General features: G+C 39.9%; 11 protein-coding genes and 1 pseudogene. All 12 read right to left on the bottom strand.

All coding sequences use genetic code 11. The features are described from left to right. Window positions 1-37: 37 nt before the first annotated feature. The gene (locus ABD005_RS17925) at window positions 38-793 is read right to left on the bottom strand and encodes a PoNe immunity protein domain-containing protein (RefSeq protein ID WP_343819123.1); all 756 of its coding nucleotides are present in this window, start codon (window positions 791-793) and stop codon (window positions 38-40) included. Between the two features lie 12 nt (window positions 794-805). After that, a complete protein-coding gene (locus ABD005_RS17920) occupies window positions 806-1588 on the bottom strand; it encodes a hypothetical protein (RefSeq protein WP_343819121.1) in 783 nt (260 codons plus the stop codon). A gap of 422 nt (window positions 1589-2010) precedes the next feature. Further along, window positions 2011-2610, bottom strand: a complete 600-nt coding sequence (locus ABD005_RS17915) for a hypothetical protein (protein ID WP_343819119.1) — start codon at window positions 2608-2610, stop codon at window positions 2011-2013. 15 nt (window positions 2611-2625) lie between these two features. After that, on the bottom strand, window positions 2626-4890 hold the full coding sequence (locus ABD005_RS17910) for a hypothetical protein (RefSeq protein ID WP_343819117.1): 2265 nt from the start codon (window positions 4888-4890) through the stop codon (window positions 2626-2628). A 252-nt stretch (window positions 4891-5142) separates the two neighbouring features. Then, a complete protein-coding gene (locus ABD005_RS17905; protein ID WP_343819115.1) occupies window positions 5143-5823 on the bottom strand; it encodes a GAD-like domain-containing protein in 681 nt (226 codons plus the stop codon). 6 nt (window positions 5824-5829) lie between these two features. Beyond that, the gene (locus ABD005_RS17900) at window positions 5830-6813 is read right to left on the bottom strand and encodes a polymorphic toxin type 15 domain-containing protein (RefSeq protein ID WP_343819113.1); all 984 of its coding nucleotides are present in this window, start codon (window positions 6811-6813) and stop codon (window positions 5830-5832) included. Window positions 6814-7023: 210 nt separating this feature from the next. Beyond that, window positions 7024-7815 carry a PoNe immunity protein domain-containing protein gene (locus tag ABD005_RS17895; RefSeq protein WP_343819112.1) on the bottom strand — a complete coding sequence of 264 codons (792 nt, stop codon included), beginning with the start codon at window positions 7813-7815 and terminating at the stop codon, window positions 7024-7026. Between the two features lie 17 nt (window positions 7816-7832). Further along, window positions 7833-8588, bottom strand: a complete 756-nt coding sequence (locus ABD005_RS17890) for a PoNe immunity protein domain-containing protein (protein ID WP_343819110.1) — start codon at window positions 8586-8588, stop codon at window positions 7833-7835. 10 nt (window positions 8589-8598) lie between these two features. Continuing rightward, window positions 8599-8970, bottom strand: a complete 372-nt coding sequence (locus ABD005_RS17885) for a hypothetical protein (RefSeq protein ID WP_343819109.1) — start codon at window positions 8968-8970, stop codon at window positions 8599-8601. A 100-nt stretch (window positions 8971-9070) separates the two neighbouring features. Continuing rightward, a complete protein-coding gene (locus ABD005_RS17880; RefSeq protein WP_343819108.1) occupies window positions 9071-9283 on the bottom strand; it encodes a hypothetical protein in 213 nt (70 codons plus the stop codon). Between the two features lie 225 nt (window positions 9284-9508). Continuing rightward, complete coding sequence (locus ABD005_RS17875; protein WP_343819106.1) at window positions 9509-10045, bottom strand: DUF4303 domain-containing protein; 537 nt, start codon at window positions 10043-10045, stop codon at window positions 9509-9511. Then, window positions 10042-11726: pseudogene (locus tag ABD005_RS17870) on the bottom strand (hypothetical protein); the annotation flags it as partial. The pseudogene ABD005_RS17870 and the gene ABD005_RS17875, both read right to left, overlap by 4 nt.

Genomic DNA, 11726 nt, shown 5'->3' with positions numbered 1-11726 from the left:
TCTTTGCGAGTATCACGCATGAGTCTAATTCCTAACCTTATTTGTTATTATCTTGCCAGTGCACTAAATCTTTTGGGTAGTACTCATGGTCAATAAAGCTGCTATCGTCTATGTTGTAAAGCTTAACCACTAAAGCGGCCTCCCAGCACCAATAGCCATTGTATGTGTCGGTATCCATCAAATGTAAGTCAGGGCTACCGTATAGCTTATACCAAGCATCTAAATAGATTTTCACGAGGGCGGGTCTTTGCGCAGGCTCAGCTACTACCATGTTATATAACTTATCAAAACGTTTTTTAAAGACCGTTGTGGTTGCCACTTCACGCGTGGTATCACCCATGGCAATAGCAAGGTTATCTAACAAACCGTCTTGCCCTTGGTTGGCGATTAACTCGAGTACTTGTTGGTAGTAGTCTTGTCCCATATCTAAACAATAGGCAAAGGCTAGCCATTGTAGCAATTTCTCTAGTTTGTGTTCTCCTAGCTCTTCTTTACCAATGCGTGCCACTTGTTCGTTTTTAGGTAGAAGGTCGGCATAATGTTTTTGCCAGTTTCTGTACTCCAAAAGGTCAAGTAAATGAGGCTTAAGTTCAGCTAAGTCATCGCCACGGGAATATTTTTGATGAAGCAGGTTGATGCTATCATTAACTAACCTAAAGGCATTATTCATTTTTACTTCGTCAGTAAGTTTACCGACGGATTTAAGCTTCTTTATTAATCTATTGATACGCTCTGTGCTATAAGTAACGTAGTCATCATAGTAAGCTTTATCTTTGAGTGTATCTCTTAACATTTGTGATCTCTTTTATAATTTAATTGCTTCACCAATGATATTGGCGTTTTTATCTAATTCTTTAACGACTAAGGTGCCATCTTCTTTGTTGCGTATTAACAGTTTTTGCACTGTGCCGTCATTATCGTCAAGCGCATCAAGGATTTCATCACGCTGTTGCCTGCTTAAGCCAGCTTTTTCAAGTCGCTTGTCAGTAACCCAATCATTACCCATTTGCTTGCCATCTTTGGTCTTACCCAAACGAGCAGTATTATACTTGGCCTCAGTAATAACGTAATCAGGCGGTGGATTCGGGTGGAGATAAATTCCGTCTATACCTGTTTCGCCGGGCTTATAATTACCGTCAGTTTTTCCGAGTGGTGTATAGCCTTTTTCAGTCATGAGTTGGTGGCTATTATACTCTCCTGCCGCAGCCTTTTTATGGTTCATTGACTTAAACTGAGAGAAATCATCAGGTGTTTTTCGTGACTTGGTTAAAGCTTTAGCTGCTTGACCACCGGATAAATTATTGCCACTTGGGGCTTTGAGTTCAATCGTTTTTACTTTATTAGGTACGTTAGTTATGCCTACATGGGCTAACTCACCTGTGTATTCGTCAAGGGCTTTGCTAAACTTTTTCTCAAGGTCTTGCATGCCTTGAGTAATGCCTTGCTCTACTTTGGGGAGTATTTCACCAAGTTTTTTACTGGCATTTTTTAAGCTATCAAGGGCTTCATCGGGAATAATTCTTTTTAAATACCAGCTATCGACAATATCATCAAAGGCACCACGGATACTGACTATTTTCTCTTTCACTAAATCGATAGCTTGTTTGGTTAAACCAGCCCAGTCAATGTCGCGTAAGAATTTAACGGGGTCGCCTTTACCTAGTTCACGTGCTTATTTCAATTGAAAGCGCAAGGGCGGGAGTAAGTACTTCCCCTGCTTTTTCAATAATGACTTTGCCGACGCCTTTTATGGCAGAGTCGCTTTACTTTGGAAGTTAGGGGAACAAAACTAATGCCCGTTAAGGGGAGGGCAATCCAACCTATGCTGTCGTTAGCGTTGTCATCGTCAGTCAGTAGCATAGTGTTGGCACAGACATCGCGTACATCAACTATTAGCGACTCGCCCAATATTGAATAGCACTTGACTTTAAGGAGAGTTGGTAACGTCTTTTTAAGCTGTTAATTTGTGCTAGGTTAGCACCAATAATAATTTATCGATGTCCTAATTATTTATTTAGAAACTAAAATAGAATCTTCTAATAAAAGTACTTTATGAGAGTTTTTCCACAATATAAAGTAACTTTCAAGTGTATATTGGATGTTTACTATTGGTTTTGCCATGTACCATGCAAGATAATAGTCATTATCAATATTGTATAATGACTCCATTAGTGCATACGTTTTATCGCTTTCATCTATTTTTGAGCTTCTAATTAGATCGCCAAATTCTTCAAATAACCAGTAATGTGGTATATCTTCATCTGCATTGCTTTTTATTTGACTACTATTTGTAATAACAACATCGTTTATAATTGCAGAGTGTATATCGTTATCTAAATCGTTAATTAAGTTAGCCTGCTCGTTAAAGAAATCATTTGTTAATGTAACTAACATATCATCAGATAACTCTGAAATAACCCTATTTTTCTTTTTTTCTTCTAACACTTTTTTTATTTTTAATTCTAATTCCATTGAGTTAGTGAAGTATTGTAAAATAATACTTAAGTAACTTTCTATATTTTCTTCATGAAATAAATAACTGAAATGAGATTTATCAAAAACCTTCTTACCACTACAGAAGTCACACCATTCATCTACTAATTGATTCATATTTAATTTTCCAGTTTATTTAGTTAATGGGATAATGGAAGGGTCAATTTTCCATTTACTTATAAGAGTATTAAGTTTGCCCTTAAACTCTGTTGGTGAATTACTGTTATCAATAATTTTTAATAGCTCATTGTGAAAAGTTCCAGATCCATTCTTACCATGCCCACCTATTTTCCCATTATGAGGAGAAATCCATTTTAGCTCAGGTATTTCAGTACGAAATGCTTTTATTTCTTCCATACTCATTCCCCAGTTTTTAAATGTAGGTGTTCTAGAAACCATGTACCATTCATGATATCCGCCAGGCTTTCTAATTCTTGCTTCAATTGCTTCACGAACACTTTTATTTTCCCATAGAAGATCCATTTCTTCTATGGAAAGTTCATTAAACCAATCATTAAATGCGCCTTTTCGAATTGAAGGAACTTTACCGTTTATTAATAATTCATCGATATTTCTATGAATTGCTTTAGCCCCCTTCAACTCATTCCCTTTCGGTGCTTTGAGTTGGTCGGCTCTGATTTTATTCGGTACGCTGGTTATACCTACATGGGCTAACTCACCCGTGTATTCATCAAGGGCTTTGCTAAACTTTTTCTCAAGGTCTTGCATACCTTGAGTAATGCCTTGCTCTACTTTTGGGAGTATTTCGCCGAGTTTTTTACTGGAATTTTTTAAGCTATCAAGGGCTTCATCGGGAATAATTCTTTTTAAATACCAGCTATCGACAATATCATCAAAGGCACCACGGATACTGACTATTTTTTCTTTCACTAAATCGATAGCTTGTTTGGTTAAACCAGCCCAGTCAATGTCGCGTAAGAATTTAACGGGGTCGCCTTTGCCTAGTTCACGTAACACGGCAAGGGCAGGAGTAAGTACTTCCCCTGCATTTTCAATAATAACTTTGCCGACGCCTTTAATGGCTGAGCCTATCACAGGAACAAAACCAATGCCTGTCAGTGCTAAGGCTATCCAGCCTGCAGTGTCGTTGGTTTCATCGTCATCGGTTAATAACATGACATTGGCACAAACATCGCGCACGTCCATCACTTGGTCAATAACGGGTATCATTGAAATAATGGTACCGACTACAATTTGTGACGTAGAGGGGTTTTTATTGAAATCGCCTTGCAGCGTGCCCCATAGCCAATCACCTGCACCTGCGGCAATAGCACCCGCTTCACTCAATAAACTGGTATCACCACTTTCAACCATCTCAATGGCTGCTTTGGGTGTTATTTGCCCATAAAGTGGGTTAGGTGTAGTGTTTTCAATAGGAGTATAATCACGTGCGTCTTCGCCGTATTGTACGGTATATTGCCCTGGCGGCATGCCGCTTAGGTTTGCTTTACCGCTGGTATCTAACGTGCCTTCAATGGTAGTGCCATCATTTAATATGAGGGTGTACGGGGCTTCTTGTACGGGCTCGCCATCTTGATAAATATACTCTAATTCAATGTCTTGTGCAGGAGGGGTAGTGCCGTATTTAGTTAAATTAAATGAAGAAACACGAGTAATAGCAGGTGGTTGTGCTGCACTAGGTGCGCTAGCACTAACGGGCGATTCAATGTCGTAAGCGACTTCCCCATCAAGGGTAACCACTTGTCCACTTAAGGTCAAAACATCACTGCCAATCAGCTCAACATTACCGCCACTGTCGAGTTTTATCATACCGCCTTCATTAAAGAGAATAATATCGCCACTGCCCGTGCCTTCAATGCGAATGTCACCATCGGCATTAAGTAAGGTGGAGCCTACTGGTGCGGTAATTGATAAGTTGCCTTGCTCACTTTGCCAGAGAATATTCTGGTTTGCCACCGCGCTAATGCTGCGCTCAGTTAATAATGAGGTAGTGCCACGAGACTCAAGTAAAATATTTTTAGCGGTATGATTAACATGGGTACCACTTTGTATTTCAAGGGAGTTTCTTTTCGTGATTTGGTCAGCATTAACGGTAATATCAACACTGCTTTTCGCGTCAATGCGTTGATAGCCGCCAATACTCATGTCAATATTACCTTCAGGGTGTCCTGCACTAAAGCGAACATCTTCCGCGGCTTCAAAGCTAATACTGCCAACACGGGCTAACCATTTTATGTAATGGCGACCTTCGGTATGAGCGTTTAGCTCAAGATAATGCTCACCGCCTAAGGTTTGTAAAATGATATTAGGAATAATGTCATCGTCATCAAAGCGCAACTCGTGACCTGAGCGTGAGATAAGGCGGTTATACCAATGGTTTTCACTGTTTACCACCGCCGGTTGGTCGTCGTTCATGTCAAAACCAAGGAGGTAGGCTTGAGATGATGGAGGGTGTCGTTGTTTAATGCAGTTTAGTATTGAAGTATGAACGCAGTTCTAGCGAGGTGATAGACTATTCATCATCCTAATAAAAACCTGCCAGTTGCTTGGTAAAGTGACAAAACAACAAGCAGGTCTGAATTCCATTTTAAGTTGTTAAAGAAGTGCTCTGCATTTCACATTTGAATGCAGAGTTAGGTGTTATTGATTATGAGTTACTAGTATTTATTACTCGTGTTGTTTAATAGCGCCACGTACCATAGAAGCCATGTCAATAATTTCCATATCACCCATGTCGGCAATTAAATTTAAATGGGCAAAAATATCGCACTTTTCAATGTTCTTGATTTTTTTCTCGCCACCCATAAATAAAAATGGCGTAAAACCGTACACTTCATTAGCATTGAGTGGGCCATGTTTTTTTAATGTCGCAGGGAATAGTGGCTTCCCTTGATCGTTTTCGATATCAGAACTTTCTGGATCCTGACATGTCAAGAAGCTTTTTATTGCTTGGTTAGCTTTGCCAGCGTTAATGTCTTGCTCATTGCCTTGTTTGGTTCGCATCCAGTTAAGGTAAGGGCTGATCTCCACAGAATGTCCGGTTTTCTCACCGTAGAGCTTTAAATTGCCCCAAGCGTTACGCGCTATAACATAATAAATATCTTCTTGCTCAAATGGAGTGTCTTCTAAAAATCGGTCAAGAATATCTTGATAGTCAGCTGGATTTGTTAGCCAAAATAAGCCATCGGCAAAGCCGCTAAAGCCGAGTATTTGCCAGTACTCAAGTAGTTGGTCAGGTAGCTTTCCTCGGTACGTTTCTATATCGACGGTAGTTGCAGGTACAACCGTTGTTGGTTGGTCAAACTCGCTTAAAAAAAGTTCCAAATATTCGTCTTTGCTTTCTATCATTATGCTCTACTTTTTGTTTAACGGGCAGCGCTCAAGCTGAATGTTCAACTTAGCATCTGGGCCCTGTTTTTTAAATGCTTTTTCAACTTGTTCATCCATTAACTGCACGCGTGTTTTTGCTTTTTTTCCACTCCCCGCAGGTGCCTTAGCCCATTGTGGACCAAGGGATGAGTTGACTCCTTTATCACCCATGCGTGAGACTTTATCAAAACCACCTGCACCCATATCTGGGTCATGCAATGCGGCTAAATTCTCCATAATGTCATTTGCTCTTTGTTTAGCTAATGTCTTAGCTTTAATTGGAGACATTGTTTTTTCATATGAGCTTTTAAGTGACTCAAATAAATCTTTATTAAAACTCTTTCTAAAGTCACTTTGAGCAGTTCCAGTACCTTTGCGCTTCATATTCATATAGCGTTTACGGTTTTCTCTGTAATCACCAATGGTTAAATCATTCAAGCCATTTTCTTGATGCTTAAGCTGCCTTGCGTAATTATGCTCTAAAGCGCGTAAGTCGCCTTTATTTTTTTTCCTTAAGCCATCACTTGGTTTAAAACAAGGCACTTTATAAGCTTTCATCTTTAATAAAAGAGGGTGGGTCTTTTTCCCCTGTGCCCCTTTCAACTCATTCCCTTTCGGTGCTTTGAGCTGGTCGGCTCTGACTTTGTTCGGTACGCTGGTTATGCCAACATGGGCTAACTCACCCGTGTATTCATCAAGGGCTTTGCTGAATTTTTTCTCAAGGTCTTGCATACCTTGAGTAATGCCTTGCTCTACTTTGGGGAGTATTTCGCCGAGTTTTTTACTGGCACTTTTTAAGCTATCAAGGGCTTCATCGGGGATAATTCTTTGTAAACACCAGCTATCGACAATATCATCAAAGGCACCACGAATACTGACTATTTTCTCTTTCACTAAATCGGTCGCTTGCTTGGTTAAACCAGCCCAGTCAATGTCGCGTAAGAATTTAACCGGGTCACCTTTACCCAACTCGCGCGCTTATTGTAATTGAAAGCGCAAGGGCGGGAGTAAGCGCATTTTTTGGGTTTTCAATAATGACTTTACCCACGCCTTTAATAGCGGAGCCGTTTTACCTCAAGGGAAGGTATAAAGCTTATGCCGTTCAAATGAGGGGACCGTGACAGGTATAACTTAAAGAATAAAGGTGTGGGCAGCAGCAATACAGTGCCTTGTTAATTATTACTGTTTAATTAAATCTATAGGGAGCATCGTGTGTGGTGTTAATTTATCTTTGTTGATATTTAATATATTCGCTACTAACGACAACTCAAAACACCAGTACCCAATATAATAATCGGTATATTCAAACTCACAATCACATTCATGGTTTTCATGCCAATCAGCGTCTTCTAATTGTGCGTACCATTGTTCAATAAATTGATTGAGCAATGCGCTTTGTTGCTCAGGCTCTGCTGTAAAGGTATCGTTTAGTGTTTTATAGACCTCAGGGTAATATAAAAGAGGAGATACAGCGCGGTCAGTATCGCCTAAGGCAATGGCGATATTATCAAGTAAGGTGTCTTTACCTTGCTCGCCAATTATCGCTAATGCGTCATCAATATGGGCTTGGTCAGCTTCACAAGCCTGTAATAAAGATAACCACCACAGGGTATAAATATAACGATTAATATTTGCAGAGCCAACGGCATCGCTTTGCCCGCCTAGCTTTTCAAAAGCATTACGATAGAACTGATGAGGTGCTGGTAATTTATCGCAATAGTCCTTGAGTTGCTTTCGATATGGCAATATTTCCAACACGTAACGTCTTACATCACCTAAATGTGCGCCGTATGAGTAATGGCTAACAGCACGCATAATGGCGAGTTGATATAAACGCTGACAAATATCAACACGTTCACTCGGTGAGGTAAAGTTGCCATTATCTAACGCTGCTTGGGTTTCGTTTAATGCTACTTCAAAATCAATCAATAGGGTTTCAAAATAATCACTGTCTTTGCGAGTATCACGCATGAGTCTAATCCTTAACCTTATTTGCTATTACCTTGCCAGTGTACTAAATCTTTTGGGTAGTACTCATGGTCAATAAAGCTACTGTCGTCAATGTTATAAAGTTTAACCACTAAGGCGGCTCCCCAACACCAATAGCCAATATAAGCATCGGTGTCCATTAAATGATAACCAGGGCTCCCTTCGGCTTTGTACCATGCATCTAAGTAAGCTTTAACTAAGGCAGGACGCTTTGAAGGCTCAGCTATAACGACGTCGTATAATTTACCAAAGCGTTTTTTAAATAAGGTCGATTGCGCTACTTCGCGATTTTTATCGCCCATAGCCACTGCAATGTTATCTAATAAACCGTCTTGGCCTTGGTTAGCGATTAAATCGAGCACCTGCTGATAATAGTCTTGTCCCATATCGAGACAATACGCAAAAGCAAACCATACTAGGGTTCGGCGCATATCGTCTTCATGTAATTCTTCCCAATCAATACGTTCTACTTGCTCGTTTTCGGGTAAGGCATCAGCGTAATCTTTTTGCCATTGGCGGTATTCTAATGCTGAAAGTAAATGAGGTTTGAGTTCAATTAAGTTATCACCACGTGAATAGCGTTCATGCATCAAGCTGACTAGGTATTCTACAATACCAAAAGAAAAATTCATCTTAACTTCTGTTGATAAACTTTCATCATTTTTTAAATCGTCAACATACTCGCCTATAGTTTCAATACTAAATTCAATTGTTTCATCAAAATATGCTTTATCTTTTATTGTATCTCTTAACATTTATTTACCCTTAAAATCCTTTGCTTTTAGCAATTATTTTACCACCTTTATCTAAGGTTTTTACGACTAAACTACCGTCGAGTTTATTACGAATTAGCAGCTTTTCCACAGAGCCATCGTTTTTGCGTAATGCTTTCAATATTTTAAAGCGCTCTTTTTTGCTTATACCTGCCTTTTTAAGTCTTTCGTCATTAATCCACTTATTACTCATCTGCTTGGTGCCATCTTTCATTTTACCTAATTGAGCGGTATTATACTTGGCCTCAGTAATAACGTAATCAGGCGGCGGGTTCGGGTGAAGGTAAATACCATCTATACCTGTTTCACCTGGCTTGTAATCACTACCAGGTTTACCGACAGGGGTATACCCCTTTTCAGTCATTAATTGATGTGCATTATATTCCCCTGCGCCCCTTTCAACTCATTCCCTTTCGGGGCTTTGAGTTGGTCGGCGCTGACTTTGTTAGGTACGTTAGTTATACCTAAAGCGGGTATTCCACCCAAAGGGCTTTGCTGAATTTTTTCTCAAGGTCTTGCATACCTTGAGCAATGCCTTGCTCTACTTGGGGGAGTATTTCGCCGAGTTTTTTACTGGCATTTCTTAAACTATCAAGAGGAGAGGTAAAGGGGAATTCTTTAAAATAACGTGATAAAAAACCAAACGATGAGCAAAGCCATAGTTTGGTTTTATCCATTGCATATTGTTAAAGAACGATTGGCAGAAACAGGGCTTATAGCTAATATACGATATTACTGCTCAATAAGTACAACAACTGACTTATTTTGCTCAGCCGCATCTTTAAAGGTAATAAAGTATTTATCACGCACTATTTCATAAGCCTCAGGGTTTACTTCATCAACACCATCTTTTTCAATTTCGGCAATAATTTTGCGACCTTCAAGGCAGTCATATCAAATTTTTAGCTGGCTAAGCTTGATAAAAATGGTAAAAACTTATCTGCTTTAGGAGTTATATGAAGAGCTTCGTAAATAGTTTTCATAATTGCTATTCCACTATCGCTAGGGTCGCTAAATTGCAAGGATAACAATACATCATTACTGCTTAGAGTTACTTGAGTTTTGTTGAGAACCTCTAGACAAACATCAGAAAAAAAAGAGTTTATTTCGTCATCCGTAAGATCTTCCTCATAGAACTCTTCTAGCAGTTCATCGATATATTGATTGAGATCTATAAACTTATCATATTGATAATTAACAAACTCCCACTCTGAAACTGAGTATTCTAAAATAGACCAATACTCTTTAGGATGCTTTAGTTTTTGTTCATTCAAGTGTTGTAAGGTGGAGGCAGCAAAACCCAATGAGCTAAACCCTGAACCACAGTGTATAGCAATGGCATATATATCACTATGCTGGTACTTCACCTCTTCTATACACGAAATGAATATAGGTGTTAATGTGAATACTATATGTTTTTTCTGTTCTGATAAATTCATAATGTTCTACCTGCTGAAATATCGCTCCATTTTTTGAGCACTTCTATGATTTCTTTTTTATTCCCTTCTACTTCCCTCAACATCGAGTTTAACTGAGATTGAGGCTCTAAACCATGTTGACCTTTAATGTTAGGCGCCCATGTTAAATTATCTTTGGAAAGTAATGGGTTAACGCCAACATTTTCAAGTATTTTTCTATTCTCTGCTCCAAACGCACCACCACCCTTTTTTTCTACTAAATGATGTGCGTGGGATGGTGGTCCAGGGTACTTTGTACCTGTAATTTCTTCGAGGTACTTCTTCCAGTTATCACCCCAAAGGTTTTCTCCCCTTTTTAAGGATCCTAAGTATATAGCTTCGCGTATGTCTTTTGGAGATACACCTTCACTTAGTAAAACCTGTTTCCATTTTCTGTAATCCTTCCTTTGTATTTTGGAGAAGGCATCAGCATAATATTCAAGACTTCGCTGAACAGCCTGCGCCCCTTTCAACTCATTCCCTTTCGGGGCTTTGAGCTGGTCGGCTCTGACTTTGTTCGGTACGCTGGTTATGCCAACATGGGCTAACTCACCCGTGTACTCATCAAGGGCTTTGCTGAATTTTTTCTCAAGGTCTTGCATACCTTGAGTAATGCCTTGCTCTACTTTAGGCAGTATTTCGCCGAGATTTTTACTGGAATTTTTTAAGCTATCAAGGGCTTCATCAGGGATAATTCTTTGTAAACACCAGCTATCGACAATATCATCAAAGGCACCACGAATACTGACTATTTTTTCTTTCACTAAATCGACAGCTTGCTTGGTTAAATCTGCCCAGTCAATGTCGCGTAAGAATTTAACCGGGTCACCTTTACCCAGCTCACGTAATACGGCAAGGGCAGCTGACAAGGTTTGGTTAGCATTTTTAATAATGACTTTACCTACGCCTTTAATGGCGGAGCCTATCACCGGTATAAAACCAATACCGGTTAAGGCTAAGGCAATCCATCCTGTGCTGTCGTTAGCTTTGTCATCATCGGTCAGTAACATAATGTTGGCACATACATCGCGTACATCCATCACTTGGTCAATAACCGGTATCATTGAAATAATGGTACCAACCACAATTTGTGACGTAGACGGGTTTTTATTGAAATCGCCTTGCAGCGTGCCCCATAGCCAATCACCTGCACCTGCGGCAATAGCACCCGCTTCACTCAATAAACTGGTATCACCACTTTCAACCATCTCAATGGCTGCTTTGGGTGTTATTTGTCCGTAAAGTGGGTTAGGTGTAGTGTTTTCAATAGGAGTATAATCACGTGCGTCTTCGCCGTATTGTACGGTATATTGCCCTGGCGGCATGCCGCTTAGGTTTGCTTTACCGCTGGCATCTAACGTACCCTCAATGGTGGTACCATCATTTAATATGAGGGTGTACGGGGCTTCTTGTACGGGTTCGCCATCATGATAAATATACTCTAATTCAATGTCTTGTGCAGGTGGGGTAGTGCCGTATTTCGCTAAATTAAATGGAGCAACACGAGCAATAGTCGGTGGCTGCGCAGCACTGGGGGCGCTAGCACTAATGGGCGATTCAATGTCGTAAGCCACATCGCCATCAAAGGTAATCATTTGTCCGTTAAGGGTTAAAACATCACTGCCGATAAGCTCAACATTACCGCCACTGTCGAGCTTTATCA

Origin of the sequence: Colwellia asteriadis, assembly GCF_039523295.1 — a bacterium.
Taxonomy (GTDB): domain Bacteria; phylum Pseudomonadota; class Gammaproteobacteria; order Enterobacterales; family Alteromonadaceae; genus Colwellia; species Colwellia asteriadis.
This window is presented reverse-complemented; position numbering and strand designations above follow the sequence as displayed.

Bases quoted from the DNA above. Each gene is read 5' to 3' on its own strand.
- ABD005_RS17925 (WP_343819123.1), bottom strand. From the start codon at position 793: ATGTTAAGAGATACACTCAAAGATAAAGCTTACTATGATGACTACGTT.
- ABD005_RS17915 (WP_343819119.1), bottom strand. From the start codon at position 2,610: ATGAATCAATTAGTAGATGAATGGTGTGACTTCTGTAGTGGTAAGAAG.
- ABD005_RS17910 (WP_343819117.1), bottom strand. From the start codon at position 4,890: ATGAACGACGACCAACCGGCGGTGGTAAACAGTGAAAACCATTGGTAT.
- ABD005_RS17905 (WP_343819115.1), bottom strand. From the start codon at position 5,823: ATGATAGAAAGCAAAGACGAATATTTGGAACTTTTTTTAAGCGAGTTT.
- ABD005_RS17895 (WP_343819112.1), bottom strand. From the start codon at position 7,815: ATGCGTGATACTCGCAAAGACAGTGATTATTTTGAAACCCTATTGATT.
- ABD005_RS17890 (WP_343819110.1), bottom strand. From the start codon at position 8,588: ATGTTAAGAGATACAATAAAAGATAAAGCATATTTTGATGAAACAATT.
- ABD005_RS17885 (WP_343819109.1), bottom strand. From the start codon at position 8,970: ATGACTGAAAAGGGGTATACCCCTGTCGGTAAACCTGGTAGTGATTAC.
- ABD005_RS17880 (WP_343819108.1), bottom strand. From the start codon at position 9,283: ATGGATAAAACCAAACTATGGCTTTGCTCATCGTTTGGTTTTTTATCA.
- ABD005_RS17875 (WP_343819106.1), bottom strand. From the start codon at position 10,045: ATGAATTTATCAGAACAGAAAAAACATATAGTATTCACATTAACACCT.